Here is a 25,394-nt window from a genome sequence, read left to right as displayed (position 1 = left end):
CTTCACGCGGTGCTAATCACGAAACGGCGTAAACCGGTGCCGCTGCGGACGACGCAGTGCAAGCGAGGAAACCGACGTGGACAAGAACCGTACCGAGGGCATGAAACACGAGGTCAAGGGTTCCATGAAGGAAGCCGTCGGCAAGATCACCGGCAACCCTGCGAAGGAAGCCGCGGGCCATATCGAGAAGAATGCAGGCAAGGTCCAGCGGGAGGCCGGCAAGGCTATCGATCGCGCACGCGACAACAACCGCCACCATTGATCCTGCCCCGCGCGGGAGCCGCCGGCTCCCGCGCAACGCCTCACGCCGGTTCGATGACGACTTCCCTGGCCTTGCGTGGCCGGAAGCGCGAGCGTAGCCAGCGATTGGCCGGCTCCGAAAAGCCCCGGGCGACAAACCAGCCCAGTGCCCACGAACCCATCACCGCCGGCGCGTACCAGATCCAGCCGTCCACCGTGTCCGTACCCGTGGCGCGCGCGCATCCCACCAGCGCAAACACGACGAACATGTGGGTGAGATAGATTTCGTAGCTCACCCTTCCCATGGCGCGGAGCCAGCCGAAGCCCGGCCACGCCCGGCCGCCTTCCGGCGAGACGAGCACGAGGCAGGCCGACGCGCCGATCAGCACGAGCATGTAGCCCTCATGGATCGCCTTCCACAGCCAGCCGCCGGAAAACATGACCAGGGCGAGGCCCGCGAGGCCGGCCAGCGCGAGCACTGTCCGCCCCCGTGGACCCGCGACGGAGCGAGCAGGCCGCGCACCCACCGCCAGTGCGGCGAGGACCCCGGCGGCGATCGCTCCCATGCCCGGCAGGTAGGCTTTCTCCTGCCAGATCTCGTTATCGACGATGGCGGCGCGGGTGAACGGCACCGATAGCACCAGCAACACGAGGACAGGCACCAGCCAGCGGGTCCGGCCCAGCGACAGGCAGACCAACGGGAACGCGAGGTAGAACACTTCTTCGATGGATAACGACCACAGCACGTCCCAGCCGCCCGGCAACCATCCGGTACGTCCTTCGTAGACATTGAGGGTGAAGGTCAGCGCCGAAAGAGTGGCACCCAGCGGCGACTGGCCCGGGCGGTCGATGGTGTAGTTCGGCATCTGTAGCGCGTGGCAGGCCAGCAGGATCGCGACGATGCCCAGCAGGCAAGGCGCGATGCGCGAGACACGGCGCACGTAGAAGGCCCGCCAGTCGATCTCGCGCAATGCGCCATCGCGTTCCAGCGCGTGCCGCGTGATCAGGAAGCCGGAGATGACGAAGAAAATGAAGACGGCTTCGTAACCGTTGTGGATCAGGCCCTTCAGGAGCGGAACCGGCAACCAGTTCGCCGCGTCCGTCTTGTGCAAGGGAAGGCGAAGGCCGAGGTGGTGTATCACCACCAGCAGGATGCTGGCGCCCCGCAGCGTGTCGATGCCCGGGCTGCGCGGTAGGCTCGCTGACGACATGGGGGCTTCCGTGGCTGGTCGCGGAAGCATACGCGACGCGGCGCCCACGGCGCACGTGTCATCAAGACATCGTCTTCGCGCCTCGTGCATTATTCCATGACGGTCATCGCTCCGAAGGACATTCCCATGCTCCGGCTTCGCCCGAGATGAACCGGCACGCCGATCCTTTCGCGTTCCTCCCCGTCGACTCGCCGACGGCCGGGGAAATCCGCGCCTTCGACTGGAGCGGTACGCCGTTGGGTTCCGTCGACCGCTGGCCGAACGCCCTGCGATCGATGCTCGCCACGATATTCGACACGCCGCAACCGATGTTCGTCTCCGCCGAGCCCGGCAAGATGTTCTTCTTCAACGATCCCTACCGCCCCATGCTCGGTGGACGCCTGGCCGGTGCGATCGGCCGCTCGTTCGAGACCTTGTGGAAGGACGTCTGGGACGATGTGTCCCCACATGTGGAACGGGCATTGGCCGGCGAAGGATCGATGCATCGCGACCTGCCCCTGCGCATGACCCGGCATGGCTATGACGAGGAAACATGGTGGACCTTCTCGTACGCGCCGCTGCGTGACGAGAACGGCGCCGTCATCGGCATGTACGCCGTCACCAACGAGACCACGCGTGGCGTTCGCTCCGCCCTCGCCTTGCGTGAACTGAACGCATCGCTGGAGCGGGAAATCGACGAGCGCACCCGCGAGCGCGACCAGATATGGGGCATCTCGCGCGACCTCTACGTGGTCATGGGCCGTGACGGCCATTACCGCAACGTCAATCCCGCGTGGGGCGTCGAACTGGGCTACGAGGTCAGCGACCTGGTCGGCCTGGGCTTCGAGGAACTCGTCCATCCGGACGACCTGGAACGTTCGCGCGACGCCGTCTCGCAACTGTTCGATGGAGACGTGGTGGAGGACCTGGAGGTACGCATGCGTACGCAGGACGGCGAATACCGCTGGTTCGCCTGGACCTGCGTACCGGACGGCGACATGGTCTACGGCATGGGCCGCGACATCCAGCGCCGGCGCGACATGGAGGACCAGTTGCGCCACGCGCAGAAACTGGAAGCGCTCGGTCGCCTCACGGGCGGCATCGCGCACGACTTCAACAACATCCTGGGCGGTATCGGCGGTGCCATCGAGGTGCTCACCGAACGTCTGGAGAACGGCCGGGTCGACGGAGCGCGACGCCTGCTCGATGCCGCGGGTGGCGCGGTGAAGCGGGCCGCGGGGCTCACCCACCGGCTGCTCGCCTACTCGCGCCAACAAGCCCTGTCCTTGTCGGACGTGGACGCCAACGCCATCGTGCGCGGACTCGACCTGCTCTTGCGTCCCCTGCTGGGCGAGCAAGTGGCCCTGGACCTGCACATGGAAGCGGGTCTCTGGCGCACGCTGTCCGACGCCAGCCAACTGGAAAGCGCCATCCTCAACCTCGCCATCAACGCGCGCGACGCGATGCCCGGTGGCGGCACGCTGAGGATCGCGACACGCAACGTCGAGCGAGCGGACATCGGCCAGGGCCTCGCCGACTACGTCGTCATCGCCGTATCCGATACCGGCACCGGCATGTCCCGGTCCGTGGTGGAAAAAGCCTTCGATCCATTCTTCACCACCAAGGCGATCGGCCAGGGCACCGGATTGGGCCTGTCGATGGTGGATGGATTCGCCCGGCAGACCGGCGGTCGCGCGATCATCGAATCGCAGCCGGGCCGGGGCAGCACCGTCAGCCTCTGGCTGCCACGCCATGTCGGCGACGCGGCGGCCTCGCACGCGCATATCGAACGTGGCGCGCGTCGCGGCGACGGCAGGCGCGTGCTGCTGGTGGAGGACGAACACATACTGCGCGCCCTGTCGCGCGAGGTGCTCGAAGAAGCGGGGTATTCGGTGAGCGAGTGCGGCGAAGGCGACGAGGCGCTGCGTCAACTGCGCGCGGGCAATCCCATGGATATCCTCGTGACCGATGTCGGCCTGCCCGGCATGGACGGCAGGCAACTGGCGGTGTCGGCGCGCGAGTTGCTGCCGGACCTGCCTGTCCTGTTCATCACCGGCTATGCGTGGGAGGCCTTCGCCGACGCGCCACGGCTACCCGAACGCAGCGCCATCCTCGGCAAGCCGTTTTCCCTTCACGCGCTGGCCGAAGCCGTGGCCGACCTGCTCGACGACACACGCCCCTGACGGAGCCGGCGCGGCGTCAGGCCGGTTCGGTCTCGGCCACCACCGGGCGCGACACGTCGTGAATCGCCGCGGCGCGCTGCATGGCCATCAGGAAATCCGTGCCGTAGCGCATCACGAAGGGCGCCACGGTACCGGGCACGAAGCCATCGGGTAGGGCCGCCACGACGGCGCCGGCATCTTCGGTGATCGGATTGAAAGGTGTGAATCGACTTGCCATGGCCTTGACGGCCCCCTGTTGACATTCCCCCAGGATGCGTAACTAAAGCAAAAATCCGGCCACGTCAATGGGGCACAGGACACCCGAGGGTGCATGCGGCATAAGCGCACATCCGTCTGACGGCGAAGGGAGCCGGCCGGCCGCGATCCTAGAATGGCCTTGCACGCACCAGGCAGAGAGAGCGAGGTTCCTCATGTACCAGGCTTGCGCACAGATCCAGCACGCCGCCCTCCCGGCCGCAACCCGGGCGGCCGTGCATTGCAGCGCCTCCTGCCGTCACGCCGGCGCATGTGAAGCGACCCGCGGCGGCGATGACAACCTGCTGGAGATGCGTGGCGTGGTGGAACGTGTCGGACCCTTCTTCGAAGGCGACCGTCTCGTCCAGCCCGAAGCGCCGCATCGCGCGGCGTTCGCCGTGCTGTCAGGCCTGGCCATGAGCGTCGGTGGCGGCCGCGTGCTCGCCTTCCACCTGCCCGGCGAATTGTTCGCCCTCGACGTCGCGCGCAGTCAAACCCATGGCGCGTCCGTGGTGGCCGTCGGCAAGACATGGTTCTGTCGTTTCCCCCGGGCGGCGACCGAAGCGCTATGCGAACACAACGAGGACATCGCCCGGCACCTGCGCATGTTGCGCAGGCGCGAGCGCGGAAAGACGCCCCATGCCGCGGAGGGTTCCGCCATCGAGCGCGTGCGCGCTTTCCTTGCCGACCTGCTCGAACGCCGGCGGCGTATCGAAGGGCCCTCGCCTTTCGTCCCCTTGCCGATGTCACGCGATGACATCGGTTCCTACCTGGGGATGAGCCCGGCGACCGTGACGCGGATGCTGGCGAAACTACGTGCCGAAGGCGTGCTTGCCATCCGCGTCGACGGCGTCGACGTGCTCGACGAAGCGTCCCTGCTTCACTGACGAAGCCCTCATAGTTTCACCCGCACCCCCAGCGTGAAGAACCGGCCGATCACGCCGTTCTGCGCGTAGGTCGGGTTGTAGTTGAGCGCCGCGTAGTTCAGCGGATCGAACGGCGCCTTCTTGTCGAACACGTTCATGATCGAGCCGGTGATCGCCACCTTGTCGCTGATGTCGTAGCGCCCGGTCAGGTCGAAGTCCGTGAACGAGGACATGCGGCAATCGGCGGGAACGTTCGCACCCGTGTCCGTGTTGGTCGAGAAACATCCCGTGGTGATGTCGGGCGCGGTCAACTTGATCCCGCTCGTGTAGTACAGCGTGCCGGTGATGGTGGCCTTTCCGAACTGGACGCTGTTCGCCCAGGAACCCCGGTAGCGCGGCGTGCCCGCGCCGGATGACAACCCATAAGGACCGTGCGTGCCCACGAACTGCAACTTGCTCCCATCCTCGAGGGTCAACTGCCAGCTGATGATCCTGGTCAGGTTCAATTCGCTGGTGAAGCGCACGTTCTCGCTGAAGTCGTGTCCCGCCTTGAGGTTCAGGTCCAGGCCCTTGGTCTCGAGCGCGTTCTGGTTGACGTAAGGCGCGGCGACCACGAGTGGGCGCGGCAAGGCATCCGGCGCGGCGGGATCGGGCACATCCTGCACGATCGCCGACCCCGGCGGTAACGGCAGGCCCGCGTAATACGCATCCAGCACCGCGCTCGCGCTCTGCTGCGCGATCACGCCGGTTTTCTTGATCCGATAGTAGTCCAGCGACGCACTGAGGTCCGCCGTGGGCTGGTACAGGATGCCGAAGGTCCAGCTCTTCGAGCGCTCCGGCTTGATGTCCGGATTGGCCCGCGTGAGGAAGCCGAGGGCATAGGGCTGCACGTAACCGCTGTTGCCGTGCGCCGCCTGAAAATCCTCCGGTGGCGTATAGGTGGCGAATCCTTCCGCTTCGCTCGAACCGTTCTCGGCGAAACTCGGCGCGCGGAATCCCTTGGAGAAGGTGCCACGGAACGCCAGTTCCTCGATCGGCTTCCACTTGATGCCGATCTTTGGCGAAAAGTTGTTGCCGAAATCGGAATAGTGATCGTAGCGGCCCGACACGTCGACCTCCAGCGACTCGAGGAACGGCGCATCCAGTTCGGCATAGAGGCCCGAGACGGTGCGATCGCCTTTCACGTGGGCGATGCCCAGGCCTTGCGCGGCCAGGTTCGGGTTGAGGTCCGGATCGTCCTGTTCCTCGTGGCGCACATCGAGGCCCGCGGCGAGGCCCAGCGAACCGCCGGCCAGGTCCATCAGCGGACGCGTCACGCGAAAATCGAATGACTGCAAGTCGCTGGTCGAGGTCTTCTTCAGCGGCGGCGATAGTGCGCCGAGGAACTCGCGCGAGTTCGCGCCGGGATCGATGAAGTTATACGTACCGTTGGTCACCGCATCGATCAGTCTGTCGTAGTTGAGGAGGCCCGAGAGGCGCGTGTCCAGCGACGAATGGTTGAAGACCAGGGCGGTGTCGTAGCTCCAGTCGCCCCACGACCCGGTCAGGCCGCCGACGAGGCGCAGGTTGTGGTTGTCGTTCTCGCCGCTTGCCAGCGCGCTCGGGAACCCGTAGTTGATGAGCGCCGCCTTGCCTTCGGCGGCGAACGGGTTGTTCGGATTGAGCGAGCCGTCGGGTAGGGTCGCCGGCAAGGCGATCGAGTTCGTGTTGCGCGGCGTGCCCGCCTGGATCTGCGCGGGCACGCCAGGGAAGGAGGTCTTCACCTCGTAGTAGCTGGCGGCGAGATAAGCCTTGCTCGTGTCGGACAGCTTGATGGTGAATCGTCCGTACAGGCCGCGGCGGTCCATCGTCGGCTGGATGGCGGTATAGCGCGCGAAGTTCTGCGCGCAGTAACTCCCGGGATTCGCCGGATCATCGGTGACCAGCGTGCCCCGCGATCCGCAGGGAACCAGCGGCTGTGCCACCGCATCCGGGTCCGGGACGCCCGATGTGACATCGCCCGGACGCGACAGCGTGCCAGGCGTCACCGTGCCATAGATCGATCCGGAGTTCTGCGAAGGCTGTCCTCCGATGAGGTTGTTGCCGCCACTGCGCCGGGTGTCGGCCGTGTTGTAGGGATATCCGCGCTGGCGCGTGAGTATCTCGTCGTCGTGTTGGTACTCGGCGCTGAAATACGCGTTCCAGCCATCCTTGTTGAGATCGCCGCCACCGAACAGCACCGTGGCACGCCGGGTCGTGCCGCCACCGTGTTGCGAGGTACCGACATCGGCGGTGAACTCGGTGCCCTGGTAGCCCGGCCGGAGGATGATGTTGACCACGCCGGCGATGGCGTCCGCGCCATATAACGACGATGCGCCGTCCTTCAGCACCTCGATGCGCTCGATGGCATTGGACGGGATGGTGTTGAGATCGACGAAGGAGCGCTGGCCATCATCGGCCAGGGGATAGTTCGCCGCGCGGCGGCCGTCTATCAGCACGAGGGTGGAGTTGACGGTCAGGCCACGCAGCGCCACGCCCGACGAGCCGGCGGCGAAGCCAGCGGTGAACGAGGCCGGTATCGAGCCACTATTGTCCGCCGACACGGCGCGGACCACATCGGATACCGTGGTGAGGCCGCTTTTCTGGATCTGCTCGGCCGTGATCGTCGTCACCGGCGAAGGCGTCTCCACATCGATGCGGGGTAGCGCCGACCCGGTGACGGTGATGGCCTGAAGTTCCGTCGTCTGCTGTTCCTGCTGGTTCGCCGGGGGCGCGGGGGGCGTATCTTGCGTGGCCCGCGCGGGTGCGTCCTGCGCAGCCGTGGCGCCACAGGCGCATGCCAATGCGGTGGCGATGGACAAAGCGAGGCCGTGACGCCGAAGCGCCTTCTGGGATGTCGTTTTCATTGTGAGTCTCCGGAGCCTTAGGGGAGTGGGGCTGGGACTTGGCGGCTCCGGGAATGAGTTCGCAACGCGGCATTCACAGGGACGCAAGGAAAACTTACGCCGTGTAAACAAGGCGCACCATCGGCCATTCGGAATATGTTGCGATGGGCGAAAACGGCAAGCGGTGGCACGGGCTATGCACGCGCCACCATCGGTTCACTCGTCGCCGGGATCGAATCCCTCGCGTTCGCGCATGAGCTTGCGGGCGGCGGCGATGCCGAGTGTCAGGCCTTCCGCGCAGGCTTCTTCTTCGTGCTCATGCAAGGTCGTGCACAATTTCTCCTGCAACTCCTCACCGTCTTCGCTGATGACGTACTTGCCGCGCCAACGGCCCGGCTTGGCCACGTAGCACGTGCCTTCCACGTCGAAGTAACCGATCTTTCGATGCGTCATGAGTGGGATGATCCTCCTTATCGCCCCCCATCGTAAGGATCGTGGATCAACACGACGTGCAGCGCTATTGCAGCCTGTCGACCGGACGCTTCGCGTTGGATTCGAATTCCCGCCAGATGCCGTCGGCGCCTTCCACCGAAACCAGTACCTGCAAGCCGTTTTGCGTGCCCAACAGCTTCGACTGCTGCACCGCATAGGCGATGGCGGCGATACGGGTCTCGAAGTTCTCGGTGGGCACGCCGTTCATCTGCACGTGCCACAGGCCCGCCATATCCGGATGGAACGGGATGTCGTAGATCACCAGGGCCATGGAGTAATGGGTAACCTCGCTAGGCGGAAGGCCGGCGGCCCCACGGTCCATGGGTGTCACGGCTGCATCGTCAGGTGCGCAAGATTATCCGTTCCCACATGCCCCCACAACGGAAGACCGCGTATGCCGTTCCTTCACGCGAAGGTCACGCCGGACGGCTAACGCGGCGTATCGAAATCGCCAGGACTGGCATCCGTCGCTCGCCATTCGGGCTGGCGTTCGCGCACCGCCGCGAGCAGCGCCCGCTGCACGCCTTCCAGGTCGCGATCGGTCGTATACACGGGTGAACCTGGCTGCTGGCGCCATGAATCGGCGAGCGTACCGGCATCGACGCCGTCGAAGCCGAGTTCCTCCACCAGTTTCAGGACCTTCGCCTTCGCGTTCGCATCGTCACCCGCTACCGGCAAGGCGATACGTCCCTCCGCCGTCGCCGGCTTGCCCCGCTTCAGGAGATGATCGGCGTAGATATTGTTGAACGCCTTGATAACCGGTCGGCCGAGCCTGTCCGATACCCATTGGCTTTCCGGTACGCCTTCCTCGATAGGATCGATGCGCCCGTCACGCTGCCGCGGATAGTAGTTGCCCGTATCGATCACCACGGTGTCGTCGGGAACGCCCGCGAACAGATCCGCTGGCAAGTCCGGGATCTTCGATTCGGGAATGGTGACGACCACGACCTCGCCGGCACGCGCCGCCTCGCGCGCGGTGACGGCCACCGCGCCCGTTTCGTTTTCGAGGGCGGTCAGCGTATGCGGTCCCCGGGAATTGGCGATGAACACCTCGTGCCCGAGTTCGCGAAAACGCCTCGCGAGGGTGCCGCCGATGTTGCCGGCCCCGATGATGCCAATCTTCATGGCTGTCTCCGCTTCGGCGAAAAAGGTCGATTCTCGTCATTCCGCGTGAATGCCGGGCGAGCGTTCGGTGAGCATGGTGCGCTGGGGGAGGCCGGGGGAGCTGCCGGGCGCCACCCTCGGCGCGACGGTAGTCGCCGTCCCTTGGGCAAGGATGCCGCTGCGCGGCCGTGTTTGATGGCTGCGCCCCTTCGGGCTCGGACGGTCGGGCGGGGGTTTCCGATTCGCCCTCCTGGCTCAGCGGAAACGGCCGGCCATCCCTGGCCGGCCCCCTGCGGGCCTTCTCCGCCCGCCCGTCCTCGGCTCCTAATGTCGCGCCGAGGGTGGCGCCCGGCAGCTCTCTGGACCCTGGGGGTGGGTTGAAGGAAAGAGCACCGCTCGCCATCCCGCTAGTTGCGTGCCACTTGCCCCTTATCGCTTGCCGTTTGCCGCACCGGGTGGGAAGCGGGCTGGCCCGGGATTCGCCACCCCATTTCGAGCGAATGAGGCCATGCATCACAACCTGGCGAGCGGTGACAAGCCTCGCCCAATCATCGCAAGGCCTCCTTCGCCAGCGGAGAGATCGAGGACTCGCTGGCCAGCCCGCTTCCCACCCGGGTGAGGGTGTTTCACACGTAGACGGCATCCACCCCGGTTGCGGGCGTTGCTTTTGTCGCACGCTACCTCAGTGCTCGGAAGAGCCGTCGGCCGCCACCCTCGTCGCGACGTGTGGAACCGAGGAGCGCCGGGCGAAAAGGCCCGCTAGGGGGCCGGCCAGGGATGGCCGGCCGTTTCCGCCGAGCCATGGAAGGCGAGTCGGAAACCCCGCCCGGCGCGACGGGCGCGACGGGGCGCCAGCCATAAGACATGGCCGCGCAGCGGCTTCCCTTCCCAAGCGACGGTGCAACCGGAGCGACGAGGGTGGCGGCCGACGGCTCTGCCCCGCACACCCCAACCGCGAGGGCGAAGCCGAGCCGTGCATGCAACCGGCCCGCTGCCGCGGGAGCGCCGACAGGGTCGGCTCCCACCAGGGTGCGGAGGACTTCTCTCACCGGGGCGCGGAGGACTTCTCGTCGGGTGTGGAGGATTTTTATGCCTGCTTCCCGCTCTTCCGTGAAGAAACTAGAATTTCGCCGATGCGCCATTTCCCTGTTCGCCTCCTCGCGTTCCCCGCCCTGCTCTGCTCCGTGTGGCTGGCGACCTCGGCCCGGGCGCAGACGCCTCCGCCCGATGCCCCCGTGCCGACGCTCGAAGCCGTGACGGTCAGTGGCGAGCAGCCCGGTCCCGGCCTTTGGCGCGCCACGCGAGACGGGCACACGCTGCTGATCCTGGGTACCCTCACGCCGCTGCCGCGGAAGATGACCTGGAAGACCGACGAGATCGACGAGGCGCTCACGCATGCGGGCGCGCTGCTCATGCCGCCCCACGTGGAAATCAAGCCGAACACCGGCTTTTTCGGCCGCCTCGCCCTGCTCCCGTCGCTCATAGGCGTGCGCAACGCGCCGGACGGAGCGACGCTGAAAGACAGCGTGCCCGCCGATGTCTACGCGCGCTGGCTGGCGGTGAAGGCACGCTATATCGGCAGCGATCGCGGCGTGGAACGCTACCGCCCGATCTTCGCCGCCATCGAACTCTACAAGGACGCGGTGAAGAAGAGCGGCCTCGCACGATCGGGAGATATCACCCGCACGGTCGCGGCGCTCGCGAAGAAGCACGGCGTCGCGCAGGTCGAAGTGACATACACCTTGCTGGTGGACGATCCACGCGCGGCGATCAAGGCGTTCAAGCGCTCCACGCTGGACGATGTCTCCTGCTTCACCCAGAGCATCGACAACATCGATGCGCAACTCGCCGACATGGCCACGCGCGCGAATGCCTGGGCCACCGGCGATGTCGCCGCGCTGCGCGATGACCGGCGGGCGAAACAACGCCTCGCGTGCCTCAATGCCGTCACCGAAGGCGGCGTGGCGCAACGCATCGGCCTAGCCGACGTGCCCGAGGCCATGAGGGCGCGCTGGCTCGCCGCGGTCGACGCGGCGGTCGCGGCCAACACGCAGTCGGTGGCGATCGTGTCCATCGACGACTTGTTCGGCGCGCACGGCTACCTCGAGGCCCTGAAGGAACGAGGCTACGCCGTGGAGTCCCCCGACGGTGGCGAGTAAGCCGGCGGGATGCCGACGCGGATCGCCGCCGAGAAATCGTCCTGCGGCCGGGTCGCCCTCGCCCGCTCCGTAATCCTTCCCAACCGACGCCATTCGTCCACGCCGAAGCGGGCGTCGAGTGTCCCGTTGTCGGCAAGGTATTCGGGCAGGTAGCCGGTCAGCAGCAGGCGCAGGTCGAACGGCAAGGCGCCGTCGATACGTTTCGCCATGCGATAGACGATCGTGGTGCAATTGGATGTCACCGTGTTGTAGAAGCGCGGCGTCCTGGCCAGTTCGTTGGCGGCGCCCACGTAGGAAAGAAACAGTGAGCGCATGGCCTCGCGCGGCATCCGCAACGGAAAGAGATAGTCGTCCTCGCCACGCACGTTGCTGCGGACCCGGACGATGTCGCGTTCGTCGGCGGCGATCAGGATCAATTCGAACTGCCTGAAGAAGCCCCCGATCTCGGAGAAAGCCTCGCCGCGCTTGCGCCGTATCTCGACGGAAAACACGACGTGGCGGCCGTCGTCGAAACCGAACGAGAGCATCGCGTGGGCAATGGCCTCGCCGGACCAATAGGAAAGGATCGCATCCACGCCGGCGAGGCGGTCCAGGCGATATTCCCGGGTGTCCCAGCGCACGTCGTAGTCGTCGTCGCTGCGCCACTCGAAGTCGCGCACGTTGTGCAGCACGACACGCGGGCCGTCGACCTCGCCATGCAGGAGGCACGCGACATCGTCCGCCCAGACGCGGTCGTTGCGCGGCCGAATGGTCGCCCACCAGGCGAGCAGCGTGGCGAAGGAGGCCAACAGTCCGGGGAGCGCCCACCAGGCGCGCCAACCGAACCAGGCGGCCCAGAGCGCCAGGCAGCCGAGGGCCCATACGGAGGCGGCCACCAGGCGCACCGCGCGGATGCCCGGGAAACGGAAGGCCAGCGCGAAGGCTCCCCAGGCACCCGAGAGGAACAACGCGACGGCGGCCAGGACGCCCACGGCACCGTGGACAAGCATGCGCCGATCTTTCTTCATCGCCGAAGCGTGGCGTGTGCTGAACGCGAACGCAAACACTTGCACCGCCCCTTGGCCTCCGAGCTATGGCACCGTGCGACAAACCGCGCTATTTTCGGGGTGAACCGGGCACTCCGCCCGGAAAGGCGGTTCGGGAGGTGGCATGGTCCGTTTTCCCGCGACACCACAGGCGATCGTGTTCGACCTCGACGGCGTCCTCTTCGATACCGAGGCGCTGTACCGCGACGCCCTGCTGGCCGCCGCCGCCGAGGCAGGCATCCACATGCCGCTGTCGCTTTGCCAACGCATGGTCGGATTGCACGGGCACGCCGCACGCATGCTCCTGCACGAGCACGTGGGCGACGATACCGACCTGGATACCGTCTGGACCGGCACCTCCGAGCGTTACCACGCGATGCTCGATACCGACCTTCGCTTGAAGCCGGGCGTGATCGCGCTGCTCGACACCCTCGACGAACTCGGCCTGCCACGTGCGATCGCCACCTCGTCCTCGCACGCCACCGCGATCCACCACCTCGAAGCCTTCGGCCTGCGCGACCGCTTCGATGCCCTCGTGGCGTCGGGCGACTGTGAACGCTGCAAGCCGTATCCGGACCCGTACCTGCGGGCCGCGCGCATCCTCAACAAGCCCACCGGCAGCTGCCTCGCCCTGGAGGATTCCCAGGCAGGAGTACGCTCCGCGGTGGCCGCGGGCCTGCCGACGATCATGGTGCCCGACCTGCAACAGCCCTCCGCCGAGCTGAGGCGGTTGTGCGCCGGTGTCGTGGATGGCCTGGACGAGGTGAACGCCTGGTTGCGTGGTGCGTGGGGCTCCACCAGCGAGGCACGGGCGCACTAGCGCCTCAAGCGGCGCCGGGACGCTCGATCGCATCGTGGACCAGCACCGAAGCCACCTGCTTTCCCCGGGCGTCGCATACCGGATAGGCCGAACCCTGCAAGGTCTGCCGCGATCCGTCCGGCCGGCGCACGACCCAACGCGCGTGCCGCGTGGTCTCGCCCTGGCGCACGGCGCGGGTCAAGGGAAGATCGGCTGAGGGGTACGGCCTGCCCTCTTCGGTGAACAGGCTGTACATCCGGCTGTAATCGTCCGGACCGACCGCCAGGCGCACCCATCCATGCAGTTCGGCCGCACGTTCGTTCACGTGGACGATCTCGCCCGTCCCATCGGCGACGATGACGCCGAAAGCCGTATCCTTCAGGCTCCTCCACGGATGGCCGCCGAACGTCCACGGCTCGTCGAAACTGATTCGCGACATCTCCTCCCCCGCTACCCTGCGCGTTAACCACGGCGAACGCGGCATGTTCGACGAGCCGTCGCTGGATTGAACGATCCGGGCGTCAACAGGCGGGTTGCCCGCTCGCCTCGCGGATGGCCTGTTCGAGCTGGTGCGCGCTGTAGGGCTTGTGCACCAAGGGCGCGCGGTAACGGCCGGGGATGTCGATCGGCATGGCGCCGGTGGCGAGCACATAGGGAATACCGCGGCGCTGGAGTTCGTCGAGCGCCGGATAGGCCATCACGCCCTGCAGATCGAGATCGACGACCGCGACATCGCAACGCTCGACATGGGCGACGCGGATCGCTTCCTCGATGCAACCCGCGCAAGCGGCCACGTCGTAGCCAAGCCGCTCCTCGAGCAGGTCGGTAAGCGCCGAAGCAAGTCCGGAATGATCCTCGAACACGATGACGCGAGGCGAGGCGGTGATGCTCATACGTTACCCGCGTAAGAGTTGCCCGACTCCAACCTACTACCGAATGAACGCCACCGCTATATATCGCTTGACAGATTTTTCATCGAAATACGACATGCGTCTTCACGGATGGGGGGCATGCATTTTTGTCACGATTTAAGCGCACGATTTCGGCAGGTTTTTCCTCACCAGAGGTCGTGCTTGCGCAAGGCATCCACGAGCCGGCGCGAAGCCAGGGCAAGCAGCTTCCGGCGGGCATAGGTATGCCATGCCAGCCAGGTCAGCAGCTTGTCCTTCCACTTGTCGGTGGCGACGGCATAGAGCGCATCCATGCGCTTTCCTATCGCCGGCATGAGGGTCGCGGGATCGAACGCGCCCTTGGGCCAGTCCGGCAGGCAATCCTCGCGCCGGGCCGGATCGCACTCCGCGACCAGCGGAATGACCGGCGCATGGAGAACACCGTCGCGCGTCCGCAGGTAACCGGCCATGGCGGGATCGGCGGTCCAGGAGGCGACGATGGGATTCCCGGCGGGAACCAGGAAATGCTCGGCGAGGAAACGTTGCGCATTGCGCCGGCCCAGCAGGAAGTCGTGGCGGCGATAGGCCTCGGCGAAGAACCCGGAGAAGCCTCCCAGCGCTCCCGCCGCCACCGCGCGCCCACCCAGCCAGCGCACGGAGCCGTCCGCCGACGAACGGGTCGGCGCGATGAGGAAGCGGCTATACACGGCGTCGTCCATCGCGAGGGCGATCTCCCGGGGCTTGAACCGGGCCTGCTGCTTCCAGGATGCGAAGAGGGCGGCGAGCGCACCGACGACGTTGAGCGGTGCCGCGTATTCGGGGCCGAGATCGTCCGGTTCGGGGAACGGGTCCACCATCAGCACGATGCGGTTCACCTGGTCGCCCCTGCGCGGATTGCGGCCGAGCATGCCCGCCAGCTCGGTCCTGGCCAGTTCGAACGGCTCGTTGTCCATCGCGCCGCCATCGACACCCACGAAGCGATAGGTGGCGGAGCCCCGGTCGAGCACGTCCCGCTTCGGCTGGATGGCCACCACGCGCGACATCCCTCGCTCGTCGGGAATCACGACGCTGCGTTGAAGGTAGTCGCTCCAGCGCCGCTCCACCTCGCGGTGGCGCAAGCCGCCGGGAAATGCCGCGGATGCGAGCGCGGCGGTCATCAAGGCGTTCCAGCCCCGGTCGGGAAGATGCTTGGGATGCGTCACGTAGAGGTCGTCGGGATACTGCCAGGCCCGGTCGTAGATGCCCTGGCCCGTGTCGACGGAAAAACGGAGATAGTCCTCATGCGCCACCATGCCGTGGCCCGCCTGCGCGCCATTGCCGGCGAAAGGCACCGCATAAGGCACTCCACGCAGGTTGGTGACCGTGAAGACGAACTTCAGCGGATTCGCGATGTACCGTCGCGCCCGCGGCTCACCCTGGAAGCGCAGCGCGTTCGCGGCGATCTCGTCCAGGCAGCGCGTATCCAGCAGCGAGGCGATCGGCTGGTCCTTGTCCGCGAGATCGTTCGTGCCGAGGAAGTGGCGGATGTCCACCCGCTTCACCCAGGCGTCGTAGAAGGGATTGGCCACCGCCGCCTCGCCTTCCGAGGCATGCACATGAGGAAAAGCGTAGGGCAGCGCCACCGCCGAGATCACGCCATTGATGCTGCCCGCCGATGCCCCGGAAACCACGCGCAACAACACGTCATGGTCCGGCACGGGCAAGCCGGCATCCTTCGCCGCGTACCAGCGGTCCAGCGCCTCATACAGGAAGTCGAGCACCCCGGCGGCGTAGGCCCCACCGGAGACCGCCCCGGCAAGGGCGAGGCCGAGTTCGAACGTGCGCTCGCGCGGCGGTGGCGTGATGTCCGGGTGCGCGAGGGGAAGATCGGTGTCGGGCATGCCCGCTCCCGTCGATGGGTCCTGCGGGATTATCCGCGAACGCCCTCGCTCAAACCCCGATCGTCGCCACGTTTCCGCGTATCAGCGGGCGAGCCATTGCGCTGCCAGCGCGAGGGCGGCGGGCAAGGCCTGCACGTAGAGGATGCGCCGGCTGGCGGTCAGCCCGCCCCATACGCCGGCCACTACCACGCAACCCAGGCCGTAGAACAGGAAGGCCGTGGCGAAGGGTTCGCGCAGGCTCAAGCCCAGCAGCAGCGCCACCACCAGGAACCCGTTGTACAGGCCCTGGTTGGAGGCCAGCGCGGCGCTGTCACGGGCGAACTGCTCGGTGATCCCGAAGACCTTCGGCCCGCGACTGCGCCACAGGACCATTTCCAGGATCACGATGTACACGTGGATCAGGAGCACCAGCACGGTGAGCACGGTGGCGGCGAGGGTCATGCGCTGTCCTGCGTCGATAGGTATGCCGCGCAGGATAGCCGTTAATGCGGCTGTCGCGCTCCCTCGGACGTTTCGCGTATTCCTTGAGTAGGCCAGATGGCGGATTGCGGCCGGACACGGGATTCGTCCTTAATCGCCGGATGCGTTACGTCATGGCAGCCCAGGAGATATCTCTGGAGGCCCTCGGGCTGCTCCAGGCTCTGCTGCACCACGATTACGACGAAGCCCAGTTCCGCGCCAACCACGTGGCCCGCCATGCCTTGCAGCACGAGCACCTGAGCGTGGCCAACGCGGCCGAGCGCATCGAATCCCTGCTGGCCTGCGGCTGTCCGAACGCGGTGGAACTGCGGATCGCCCTTCGTTCCCTGGCCAGTTCGGTGGATCGTATGCAGCACACGGCGATGCGCAGGGCCGGCCAACTCTTCTGAACATTCGTGACGGCATGCGGGGACAAGCGGGCGACCTCGTCGCCGGGGTAGGATCGACGCGAAATCCGCGGAGCATGCCCCATGACGACAGAAAGTGACGGAATCGACCCGAAGGCGCGGCCCAGCGGTACCGGCTGCGTCGAATGCGAACAGGCCGGCAGCTGGTGGTTCCACCTGCGCCGCTGCGCCCAATGCGGACACATCGGTTGCTGCGACGACTCGCTCAACAAGCACGCCAGCAAGCATGCCCAGGAAACGGGCCACCCGATCATCCAGAGCTTCGAGCCGGGCGAGGATTGGTTCTACGACTACCGTAACGACGACATGTTCGAAGGCCCGGCACTGGCACCGCCGCATAGCCACCCGATCGACCAGCCGGTGCCCGGCCCCGAGGGACGCGTCCCTCCACGCTGGCAGCGCCTGCTCGTCTGACGAGGAACCCGCCGTCAGACGTGCGCGATCGGCCGTGGCGAGCGAAAATCCTGCCACGCGGCGGATACGACATGGATGCCGGTGCGCGCGAACAGAAGCGCGAGGGCACCGCCGAACAGCAGGTCCAGCCATGGCCAATGCGTCCAGGCGATGAGGCCCGTGGTGACCAGTACGCCTGCATTGCCGATCACATCGTTGCGCGAGCACAACCAGACCGAGCGCATGTTGATGTCGTGGGAACGAAACCTCGTCAGCAGTGCGAGGCATGCGCCGTTACCCAGGAGTGCCAGGCTCGCCGCCACCGCCATCACCTCCGGCAGAGGTGCCGGTCCGACCATTATCTTGTGGACGACCTCGGCCAGCACCAGCCCCGCGAACAGTAATTGCACGAAGCCCTTCATCAGCGCCGCGCCCGCTCGCGAACGCAACGAGCGCCCCACGACGACGAGGCTGACCGCGTAAACCAGGGCATCGCCCAGGCTGTCCAGGGAATCACCCTGGAGCGCCGTCGAATCCGCCCATACACCCGCACCGAACTCGCCAGCGAAGATCACGACGTTGATGCAGAGCACCGCCCACAACACGCGTCGCTGCGCCCTGGAACGAGCCAGCGATTCGCCGGTGGATTCGCAATCGCAGCAAGGCATGCGCGTGCCGTCAGTGGGAAGGGAATGCCTAGACTACAAGCCTTCGCTGGCGGGAAGTCAACCGACCGTATGCGCCGTCGATGCCGTATTCATGTCGTCCGGCCAGGGCAGTCTGACCAACAACACCAACGGCAACCACGAGGTCTATCGCGGCAGCAAGGCCGCGCTCAACATGTTCATGCGTAGCTTCGCCGCGCGGCACGCCGGCGATCCACGCACCTTGCTCCTCATGGCGCCGGGATGGGTGCGAACGGACATGGGCGGTCCCGATGCGCGCTTGAGCATCGAGGAAAGCATTCCGAACCTGCTCGATACGATGGAGGCCCATGAGGGACGCGGTGGACTCCACTATGTGGATTATCTGGGCCGGACCGTACCCTGGTAGCGACGCCGACCCGTCATCGGACCGTCCCACCCATCCACGTCGGCGGCACCATAGCTAGCAACATGGGTTTTGAAGCCCGGATGGGATGACCTGAAACGCAGACACAAAAAACCCCGCGATCAAGCGGGGTTTTTTGTGGTTCCGAGATCAGGTGAGATTCCCTGAAACCGTTGTTGGTGCCCAAGGGGGGACTCGCAAGTGGCTTGGAGCCTAGGCTTTTCTCTATCTTGCGTTCTAGATACCCCCAACTATACCCCCACCTTCCTCGCGCAGTACTGCCGGTATGATGCTGGCTGTTCTAGGCCAAGGGCGCTCTATGAGTCTCCGCGATCTCCACAACCCCCAGGCTGCTGCTCGCGTCTTCGACGAATTCCGTAAGCGATATCAGCAGCGAACATGCCTTGCACCATTCGCCGACCATGGGCGAGGGGTAGTGGCGGCTCACACTCTTGCCGTCGGCAATGTACTTCGGCCGATTTCGAAAGAGTCGCATGTGTATGCCTTGAATATGAGGAGATTCGCACCTGGTCAAAGGCCCTTCCAGATTCAGCGCATGGGTATCGGTGATGTCTCTAGCATTCACGCCTTCTGCGCAGACCACGATAAATCGCTCTTTGCTTGTATCGAAGATCAGCCTTTCCGTTTCACGCCAGAGCAGCGATTTAAGCTCGCATACCGAGCAGCAAGCCGAGAGTGCTACCTAAAGCGAAAGCAACTGGAGTCTTACCCAAAGTTGGAGGACCTAGCCGCTATCCATGGGATTTCGGGGCCGATCGCCTATACCGAAGACGCATTGATTTATCAGGCCGGCATGATGAAAGGCACCGAGGAGGCGGAAGCATTCAAAGCGTCGTTTGATAAGCACCTTCTAACCGGCAGCTGGGACCGAGTGGTAACGGCTGCGGTCATCTTCCCGAAGCGTCCATCTGTGGTGGCCGCGTTTGCGTTTGAGCCTTTCTTCGACTTAGATGGCCGTCAACTCCAGTCAATAGAAGACTTAGAATCGGACGCATCTCAGCTAGCGTTTTCGCTCATTCCATTGGAGCACGGGGGAGCAGCGATTTTTAGCTGGCTTGACACTGCAAATGGCGCGCCGCGGGCGTACTACGATTCCGTCCTTCGTTCGAAGAACTTAACGTCAACTATTCTGCACGTGGTCTTCGATAACGGCGAAAACTTTGCCATATCGCCGGAGTGGTTTGAAGGACTCTCACCGATGCAGAAGTCATATATCGATGCTCGCCTTCCAATCCAAGAGGCCGGGTTTGACTACGAAGTGCAAGGCCGGCCTGAGAAAAATGCACCCTTTTTAGACGATTGGGGCGTTCCCTCAACGACATTTTTCTAGGGCACATGCGCCGGTGATAGCTGTGTCTTCGCGTGTTCCAAATGTTCCAAGTGTTCCACGCATGTAACGTCATGTTTTTGCATGGCTTAAACGCAGAAGGCGGTGTTCCGGACACCGCCCACTCCTGTTCCACCGGTGTTCCAGCTTACTCGGCCGAATGGACCGCACCACCGTCGAACACGTACAGACGCGTGCGCTTTCCCAGCCCATCGACGCGAAGTGACTGAGCCGCCTTCCCGTCCGTCGCCGGCTTCAGCCATCCCGCCTTGATCAATACGTCCGTGGCCCACGTCCGATTGTGACCGGCAATAACCGTCTTGAATGCTTCCGTCATCACCAAGTACTGGATCGAATCGTTCACTGTGCCGCCGCGTCGAAAGCCCGCACGGTCCCGGATTGGGATGCGATCGTCCTGACGCCCCTCCGGCTCAAAACGGCTTTCGCCATGAGCTTCGAAGAACGCCCTAACCTGGGACAGCAGCGCTTCGGGCTCGCTGTTGCCATCCGTGCCGCGGGAGCTCCGCCAAGCGGCAAAACACGTCTCGGCTGCCGCACGAGCCTCGCCTTTGGCCCACCCCGTGATCCCGAACGACGTAGCAAGCTCGCCAGCCGCCGCAAGTAACGCAAATCGCTGCGCGACGCGTCGTACCTGACCGTCAGCGTCACGACCCACGATAATGTCGACGAACGCCTTCTGTTCGTTCCGAAGTGTCATCCGGCACCCTTCAGGGTCATTGGTTAGACACTTCAGCAACACGGGAAGTGCGTGACCAAAGTGCGAAGCAGCCCCAGCTTTGAGCTGGTCGGCGAACTCTCCAGGGCTCGCGCTGTTGGGAAGAGATTCGAACATACCCATGCCGGCGCCGGCATCCGCGGCCAGATCAATCACACGCACCTCCTGGCCCGCGCGACGAGTCCCGCCGGACTCTGTAACCAGGTCGCCTAAGCTCACCTCACCGGAAGACAGGAACATGAGCTGGAATTTTGCAATTGCGCGCGCAGTTCCGTCGCGCCCCGCTCGCCCTTTCCCTTGTCCGTTCGCCAGGAGGTAGGCGATAGCGCCCGCCTTGGACGGATCGAGCTGACCAATTTCGTCAAGCGGAAGCATCAGGTCCGAATGTAGCGACGCAGTGCCTTCGAGCGCGTTGTCTGTCTGCCGCCATGACCGCATGAACGCTGGCGGTCCATACACCGAAGCTGCAACCAGTACCGCAGTCGTTTTGCCTAAGCTGGAACCACCGCGAAGGTGTAGGCCACCGCCTTCGCTACCGATCAGCCCGAGACAGGGGCCCGCGAACGCGGCAGACAGGGCCAGTACGAGGCGCGAGTTACCCGCGGCAGGAATACTGACGCGCTGCCTCCAGCCATCGAACGTGCCGCCTTGGCCGAGCGCAACCGAATCAGGCGAGCTAGTCTGAAAGATTATCGGCTCCGCCGATGAGTCTCCGAAGGTTTCCTTAGGTAGAACGAATGAATTCCCGTGCCATCCGGTCCTAGTAACGCACCTGGCGGTCACCGGAGGGTTAGCCTGCTGGATGTAATCGATAAGCAGCTTGCGAGCCTTCGCGTTACTGGAGATGTCTAACCCCTGCCGCAAAAGCTCGGCGCGCAGGTCTGCCCCATCCGTTGCGAGCATCGCGCATGGCATCGCCCATTGGTGCCGACGGCTATCCCGGTCGTTGAAGACCAGGAGTCGCCCCCAGTCTGAGCCAGCTTCGTCTCGCGTCAGCGCATCAATCGAGAGTGCCGAGCAAATCCAGAGAGGCGCCTGGTCGGTTTCCACCCCCTCATCATCCGTCTTACTGTCGATCCAGAACACGCCGGCCCTGTTACCGCCACGGCGGATGACCACAAAGCGTGGGCCTTTTTCCTGCATCTGCTCAGCGCCGTCGATTAGAGCCATCACGCTCGCAGCGGTCTTCTTCGGTACGTCGCCGTTCGCATCGTCGAGTAGGAAACCAGGAAGCATATCCGTCAGCCCAAAGGCCGGCGGTCCATCATGTAAAGCTTTCACTCGGTAGAACCTCAATCGGGTTGTCTAGGCCGCCATTTGCGGCGATGAAGTCATTGAAATCTCCGATTTTTGGGGGAATGGCTAAATGCCCGGCGACGGCCATGGCGGCTGCGGTTGCGGCTTTGACTCCTGGGTTGCTGCCATCCGGCTTGGCATCGTTATCCGCGCAGACGGTAATCCTCACAAACGGATACTTCCGTCGCAGCTCAACAGCCACCGAATAGAGGTTCCCCGACGAAAAGGCCACTGCGACGGGCAAAGCCGTCACCGCGTGTAGCGACTTACCGGTAGCCCAACCTTCGCAAAGAAGGATGTGCTCACCGGCGGTTCCGATCGATGCATATAGACCACTGACGCGACCACCACGAAGGAATCGCTTTTGCCCATCGGCGCGAATCCTTTGCACGTTCAGGATTGAACCTTTCGAATCACGCATCGGTACGAGGATGGCCCCATGATAGTCACGGACTCCCTTAGCATCGACGCCCTTCCTAGCCAGATACGGGTGATCCGCGCTCGCCTCACCGGCCTGCGACCACATCCGGCCTGCATCTACCGCGGCGAACGCGTGGCGACGGCGGAGTTCATATGCTCGGGTCGCCTTCGACTGCTCTACGGCGATACGTTGACGTTCTCGCTCCGCCGGACTTAACCGGGTTCCGCCGCCGATGACGATGCTCTCGGAAATACCTCGCGACCAGTCCCCAAACGCAACAACCGGCCGCGGCCCATCGGCAAAAATCACCGCCCACCCGTCGCGTCGACGGCGATATTTGTCATGAGCGTTCGTGCTAAAGCGGCAGAGCACGCCGTCAGTACGTAGCTGATCAGGCTCGGCGACAATCACGCCTGCCTTCGACATTTCCGCCGCCACTACGGCCAAATCGAGACCACTCACTCACGGCCCTCCCCGAACATTTCGGCGATGTCGGACAAATAGGAGCGCGCAAGATCGATGACCACGGGAATAGCCCGAGCTTCGAATTCGGTGTTTCCTGCGTCGCGAGCGACGCATACCAAGGCTTTGGCTCGCTGAAGTAGCCCGCAGAGAAGGGCAATTTCGCCGTCTCCGGAGTCGTCGCGGTAGACAAACGTCAATGCCACTACCGCTTGCTCGATAGCATCGACCGCCACGGCAAACACAGGAATGTTCGTGCTCGGATGGCGCGCCAGGGCCAAGACGGCAAACGCCTCAGCGATCTTCTGCTTCACGTCGCGGTCGAAGTTAGCAGCCTGAGCGGTCGGAGAGAGGCGGACAGTGAGGTGATTCATTTGATTAGGTTCCTTTGCGATGTGGAACCGCCATCCCCTGGTCTCACACAGAGGGTGACGGACGTGCAGGGGTGAGAAACCGGACACAAAGGAACCCGGCCAGGCCGAAGCCTGCCCTGCACGCCCATCATAAAAACTCGGGCGTGACGCAATAAAAAAGCGCCATTGCGGCGCGTTGCGCCTTCGTGGATTCAGGTTCTCACGCCTGGCTGCCGAATTTGCGGCTGCGGGCGTAGGTTCGCTCATCTCCCAGGCCATAGTCAAGAGCGTTTCTCCGTGGCGTTGCGTTCAATAGACCTGAGGTCGTCCTCAATGTGACGGAGCGAGGCCCGCACCGCCGTCTTGACCGCTTCAATCCGAACATGGAATGCATCTGCGTCGGCTTGCGTTAGATGCTCAGTGCGCGAGCGGAGCAATTCCGCTCCATAGCTGGTCATCCGCTCAAGCTCCTCGGCTAGCGAGCGACACTGGTTAAGCGGGCACTTCCTGCGACCACGAGAGACAAACTCAGTAGTCATGCGGACGCACCTTTTCCGCTATTCGCCATCCACTCGCGAACTGCCGATACCTTCCATACCACTACCTTGTCACCGAGCTTCAGAGGAGCGGGGAACCGTCCCGCTTTGACCCACCGCCAAATGGTTACACGGCTTACAGGAAGGATCGCCGGGACAATCTGTGACAACCTGAGGTAGGCGTCGTTTGTTTCTTCAGTGTGCATCATTAATTCCAGACGCGTGCGGGCGTCGCTGATCGCCCGCACGCCACAGTCGGTTATTCGGTCGCTTCGTTGAGGACTTTCAGCCCGGCTTGCACGGCTATAGTGGCAGCGCTGGCAAGCGAGACCTTAAGGCTCGTCGTGCTTTCGAGGTGCCGCTGGAAGCGAACTAGCGCCTGATAAACATCGTCGGGCAAAGGTGCCGCCACCCGCTTGGTCTCTCCACTCACCATTCCTTAGCACTCCATCGCTTGCGGGGCGCACTATCAAATTGATCGAGTTCAAAGCGCATTACCCGATTCGCAACCACGCGATTTTTGAGAAAACGCTCGGCCGTAGTGATCTGTTCACCGCAAAGGCTGGGGAACATCGACGAAAGTTGTTCCTTGAGATTCGACTTCATGGTCAGGGAACGGCCATCACTGAGCACCACGACAGGCGGACGCTCGTCACCGCGCACATGGATCGACGCTGCTCCGATTGCCGCGTACACGTCGAACGGCAGGACGTCACTAGCTGTCGCGGCTGCCTTCGCGACACGCCTGGAGAAGATGTTTCGTAGGAGCTTCATCACTCGGCCGCCACTGTCCAAAAAGCAGACGGATCGGGAACGATGGCCTGAATGCTCGCGAAAACAGTGATGTTGAGGTCACCGTAGGCGTTAAGACGCTCGATGTGAACGACCACCTCCGGGTGGATAGCGACGGCCGCGCGATCGAATGCGCCTACAATGGTCGCTTCGCAACCCGGCGTCAGCTCTGCTTTAATGCCGGCCACCCTAAGCGAGCCAGTCGCATCAACGTACGCACCATTCCCGCGCGTTCCGGCAAACCCCGCCAGGTCGGCAAACCGAAGACCACGCGCCGCTGCTTGTGCGAGCGTGAACGTAGGACGGGCTGCCAGTTCAATTGCGTTTAGTACGGTCCGGTCCGCCTCCACTGCCAACCCGCGAACAATGGCACCAAGGACGTTCTCGACGAGTTCTGCGCCGCCGACGTCCTTCTGCTCGCGGCGTGAAAACGTGGTCCGAAACGCCGCACTCGGGGCAGCATCCCACGAGATACGTGCCTGGCTCCATGGGGCCGGCTGCCTATCGGCCGAACTACCGTCGGCGATCAAACGGAAGGGCGCCGGCTCGACGACCCGGAACAAACCAGCGTCCCGGTAAAACACGGGAACGACTCCATTTTGCGCAGCGTTCCGTTCCGCCGCAATGATTACGGACGTGCCCGCACCGGCTACCAGCGATGCAGCAATCACCGCTGCATCAACAGACATCGACTTCGGGCGGTGCTCGACGACAGGCACTTCGGCGTATATGGTGGCATGCGCCGTGGAAACGGCTGAAGCGAGAACGTGCATTTCACGCAAGTTGATGCAAGTCGCTTCAACTGCCGGTTTCGGCGTAATCCGCGGCTCCGATTCGCCTGAGCGTGCGTGCAGCGCGTATGCGGACGCGCGGCCGGCGGCTTCGATCGCCGCTGCGAGGTTGTGTTGGGCCGATTGACTCATGCTTTGCTGCACCGTGTTGAGGTGACGCATTGTTGTTCGGCCGAACACTGGGTTCCTCTATGGGAATTTCCGGTTTTGGACTGCGCCTCCATGCGCTCATGAACTCGTGTCTTCGAGCTTTTTTATTACTGAGACATCGCATCACCCCTTCAGAAACGACGTGCACGCACATGTACGTAAACAAAAAAGTCACTTTCGAAGCCCACCCACACATGAAATCTCGCGGTGTCACGGACGCCGCAGGGGGTGGGGGTCGAGGGAGGACCCATTC

General features: G+C 64.2%; 27 protein-coding genes. 9 read left to right on the top strand and 18 right to left on the bottom strand.

The features are described from left to right. Positions 1 to 76 precede the first annotated feature (76 nt). Positions 77 to 262, top strand: coding sequence for a CsbD family protein (locus tag ACR9Y6_RS03575; protein WP_481280029.1), 186 nt, complete (start codon positions 77 to 79; stop codon positions 260 to 262). 40 nt (positions 263 to 302) lie between these two features. On the opposite strand, the gene ACR9Y6_RS03570 is transcribed toward ACR9Y6_RS03575, so the two are convergent. Continuing rightward, positions 303 to 1,451, bottom strand: coding sequence for an acyltransferase family protein (locus tag ACR9Y6_RS03570; protein ID WP_481280028.1), 1,149 nt, complete (start codon positions 1,449 to 1,451; stop codon positions 303 to 305). 146 nt (positions 1,452 to 1,597) lie between these two features. On the opposite strand from ACR9Y6_RS03570, the gene ACR9Y6_RS03565 reads away from it, so the two are divergent. Further along, on the top strand, positions 1,598 to 3,613 hold the full coding sequence (locus ACR9Y6_RS03565; protein ID WP_481280027.1) for a hybrid sensor histidine kinase/response regulator: 2,016 nt from the start codon (positions 1,598 to 1,600) through the stop codon (positions 3,611 to 3,613). A 16-nt stretch (positions 3,614 to 3,629) separates the two neighbouring features. On the opposite strand, the gene ACR9Y6_RS03560 is transcribed toward ACR9Y6_RS03565, so the two are convergent. Continuing rightward, a complete protein-coding gene (locus ACR9Y6_RS03560) occupies positions 3,630 to 3,830 on the bottom strand; it encodes a hypothetical protein (RefSeq protein WP_481280026.1) in 201 nt (66 codons plus the stop codon). A gap of 193 nt (positions 3,831 to 4,023) precedes the next feature. On the opposite strand from ACR9Y6_RS03560, the gene ACR9Y6_RS03555 reads away from it, so the two are divergent. After that, positions 4,024 to 4,734, top strand: a complete 711-nt coding sequence (locus ACR9Y6_RS03555; protein WP_481280025.1) for a Crp/Fnr family transcriptional regulator — start codon at positions 4,024 to 4,026, stop codon at positions 4,732 to 4,734. 8 nt (positions 4,735 to 4,742) lie between these two features. On the opposite strand, the gene ACR9Y6_RS03550 is transcribed toward ACR9Y6_RS03555, so the two are convergent. From ACR9Y6_RS03550 to ACR9Y6_RS03535, 4 genes are all read right to left on the bottom strand, one after another. Beyond that, positions 4,743 to 7,598: a TonB-dependent receptor plug domain-containing protein gene (locus ACR9Y6_RS03550; RefSeq protein WP_481280024.1), complete on the bottom strand. Its 2,856-nt coding sequence runs from the start codon at positions 7,596 to 7,598 to the stop codon at positions 4,743 to 4,745. A gap of 195 nt (positions 7,599 to 7,793) precedes the next feature. Further along, entirely contained in the window at positions 7,794 to 8,030 is a 237-nt protein-coding gene (locus ACR9Y6_RS03545) for a hypothetical protein (protein ID WP_481280023.1), read from the bottom strand. Between the two features lie 64 nt (positions 8,031 to 8,094). Beyond that, on the bottom strand, positions 8,095 to 8,400 hold the full coding sequence (locus ACR9Y6_RS03540) for a DUF2188 domain-containing protein (RefSeq protein ID WP_481280022.1): 306 nt from the start codon (positions 8,398 to 8,400) through the stop codon (positions 8,095 to 8,097). A 98-nt stretch (positions 8,401 to 8,498) separates the two neighbouring features. Further along, entirely contained in the window at positions 8,499 to 9,194 is a 696-nt protein-coding gene (locus ACR9Y6_RS03535; RefSeq protein WP_481280021.1) for an NADPH-dependent F420 reductase, read from the bottom strand. 1,112 nt (positions 9,195 to 10,306) lie between these two features. Between ACR9Y6_RS03535 and ACR9Y6_RS03530 the strand changes: the two genes are divergently transcribed. After that, positions 10,307 to 11,332 carry a TraB/GumN family protein gene (locus ACR9Y6_RS03530; protein ID WP_481280020.1) on the top strand — a complete coding sequence of 342 codons (1,026 nt, stop codon included), beginning with the start codon at positions 10,307 to 10,309 and terminating at the stop codon, positions 11,330 to 11,332. Here the strand turns inward: ACR9Y6_RS03530 and ACR9Y6_RS03525 are convergent. Then, positions 11,299 to 12,321 carry an Lnb N-terminal periplasmic domain-containing protein gene (locus ACR9Y6_RS03525; RefSeq protein ID WP_481280019.1) on the bottom strand — a complete coding sequence of 341 codons (1,023 nt, stop codon included), beginning with the start codon at positions 12,319 to 12,321 and terminating at the stop codon, positions 11,299 to 11,301. The two genes, ACR9Y6_RS03530 and ACR9Y6_RS03525, sit on opposite strands and share 34 nt — an antisense overlap. A 160-nt stretch (positions 12,322 to 12,481) precedes the next feature. On the opposite strand from ACR9Y6_RS03525, the gene ACR9Y6_RS03520 reads away from it, so the two are divergent. Then, positions 12,482 to 13,177, top strand: coding sequence for an HAD family hydrolase (locus tag ACR9Y6_RS03520; protein ID WP_481280018.1), 696 nt, complete (start codon positions 12,482 to 12,484; stop codon positions 13,175 to 13,177). Positions 13,178 to 13,181: 4 nt separating this feature from the next. On the opposite strand, the gene ACR9Y6_RS03515 is transcribed toward ACR9Y6_RS03520, so the two are convergent. From ACR9Y6_RS03515 to ACR9Y6_RS03500, 4 genes are all read right to left on the bottom strand, one after another. Next, on the bottom strand, positions 13,182 to 13,595 hold the full coding sequence (locus ACR9Y6_RS03515; protein ID WP_481280017.1) for a PAS domain S-box protein: 414 nt from the start codon (positions 13,593 to 13,595) through the stop codon (positions 13,182 to 13,184). An 82-nt stretch (positions 13,596 to 13,677) separates the two neighbouring features. Beyond that, a complete protein-coding gene (locus tag ACR9Y6_RS03510; protein ID WP_481280016.1) occupies positions 13,678 to 14,049 on the bottom strand; it encodes a response regulator in 372 nt (123 codons plus the stop codon). 164 nt (positions 14,050 to 14,213) lie between these two features. After that, positions 14,214 to 15,926, bottom strand: coding sequence for a patatin-like phospholipase family protein (locus tag ACR9Y6_RS03505; protein WP_481280015.1), 1,713 nt, complete (start codon positions 15,924 to 15,926; stop codon positions 14,214 to 14,216). Between the two features lie 81 nt (positions 15,927 to 16,007). Beyond that, entirely contained in the window at positions 16,008 to 16,367 is a 360-nt protein-coding gene (locus tag ACR9Y6_RS03500) for a DUF1304 domain-containing protein (protein WP_481280014.1), read from the bottom strand. Between the two features lie 152 nt (positions 16,368 to 16,519). Between ACR9Y6_RS03500 and ACR9Y6_RS03495 the strand changes: the two genes are divergently transcribed. Further along, positions 16,520 to 16,795: a hypothetical protein gene (locus ACR9Y6_RS03495; RefSeq protein ID WP_481280013.1), complete on the top strand. Its 276-nt coding sequence runs from the start codon at positions 16,520 to 16,522 to the stop codon at positions 16,793 to 16,795. 81 nt (positions 16,796 to 16,876) lie between these two features. Then, a complete protein-coding gene (locus tag ACR9Y6_RS03490) occupies positions 16,877 to 17,227 on the top strand; it encodes a UBP-type zinc finger domain-containing protein (protein ID WP_481280012.1) in 351 nt (116 codons plus the stop codon). 14 nt (positions 17,228 to 17,241) lie between these two features. Here ACR9Y6_RS03490 and ACR9Y6_RS03485 read toward each other — a convergent pair whose 3' ends face one another. After that, complete coding sequence (locus tag ACR9Y6_RS03485) at positions 17,242 to 17,874, bottom strand: cation efflux transmembrane domain-containing protein (RefSeq protein ID WP_481280011.1); 633 nt, start codon at positions 17,872 to 17,874, stop codon at positions 17,242 to 17,244. Here ACR9Y6_RS03485 and ACR9Y6_RS03480 point away from each other — a divergent pair. Both ACR9Y6_RS03480 and ACR9Y6_RS03475 read left to right on the top strand, forming a co-directional pair. Then, positions 17,873 to 18,259 (top strand): Rossmann-fold NAD(P)-binding domain-containing protein, encoded by a 387-nt coding sequence (locus tag ACR9Y6_RS03480; RefSeq protein ID WP_481280010.1) that lies wholly within the window; start codon positions 17,873 to 17,875, stop codon positions 18,257 to 18,259. The genes ACR9Y6_RS03485 and ACR9Y6_RS03480 overlap by 2 nt on opposite strands. Before the next feature lie 553 nt (positions 18,260 to 18,812). Then, the gene (locus ACR9Y6_RS03475; RefSeq protein ID WP_481280009.1) at positions 18,813 to 19,607 is read left to right on the top strand and encodes a hypothetical protein; all 795 of its coding nucleotides are present in this window, start codon (positions 18,813 to 18,815) and stop codon (positions 19,605 to 19,607) included. Between the two features lie 145 nt (positions 19,608 to 19,752). Here the strand turns inward: ACR9Y6_RS03475 and ACR9Y6_RS03470 are convergent, their stop codons facing one another. The 6 genes from ACR9Y6_RS03470 to ACR9Y6_RS03445 form a co-directional block, all read right to left on the bottom strand. Further along, positions 19,753 to 21,621 (bottom strand): DUF927 domain-containing protein, encoded by a 1,869-nt coding sequence (locus ACR9Y6_RS03470; protein ID WP_481280008.1) that lies wholly within the window; start codon positions 21,619 to 21,621, stop codon positions 19,753 to 19,755. Beyond that, positions 21,605 to 22,519: a toprim domain-containing protein gene (locus ACR9Y6_RS03465; protein WP_481280007.1), complete on the bottom strand. Its 915-nt coding sequence runs from the start codon at positions 22,517 to 22,519 to the stop codon at positions 21,605 to 21,607. The genes ACR9Y6_RS03470 and ACR9Y6_RS03465 overlap by 17 nt, the downstream gene beginning before the upstream one ends. Then, a complete protein-coding gene (locus ACR9Y6_RS03460; protein ID WP_481280006.1) occupies positions 22,516 to 22,893 on the bottom strand; it encodes a hypothetical protein in 378 nt (125 codons plus the stop codon). The genes ACR9Y6_RS03465 and ACR9Y6_RS03460 overlap by 4 nt, the downstream gene beginning before the upstream one ends. Before the next feature lie 514 nt (positions 22,894 to 23,407). Beyond that, complete coding sequence (locus ACR9Y6_RS03455) at positions 23,408 to 23,614, bottom strand: helix-turn-helix transcriptional regulator (RefSeq protein ID WP_481282682.1); 207 nt, start codon at positions 23,612 to 23,614, stop codon at positions 23,408 to 23,410. A gap of 223 nt (positions 23,615 to 23,837) precedes the next feature. Further along, positions 23,838 to 24,182 (bottom strand): hypothetical protein, encoded by a 345-nt coding sequence (locus ACR9Y6_RS03450; RefSeq protein WP_481280005.1) that lies wholly within the window; start codon positions 24,180 to 24,182, stop codon positions 23,838 to 23,840. Beyond that, on the bottom strand, positions 24,182 to 25,153 hold the full coding sequence (locus tag ACR9Y6_RS03445; protein WP_481280004.1) for a hypothetical protein: 972 nt from the start codon (positions 25,151 to 25,153) through the stop codon (positions 24,182 to 24,184). The genes ACR9Y6_RS03450 and ACR9Y6_RS03445 overlap by 1 nt, the downstream gene beginning before the upstream one ends. Between the last annotated feature and the right edge of the window lie 241 nt (positions 25,154 to 25,394).

Source organism: Luteibacter sp. TLI7-4A, from assembly GCF_056754745.1.
Note: the sequence above shows the minus strand (reverse complement) of the source record. Positions and strands in the feature narration are given on the sequence as shown.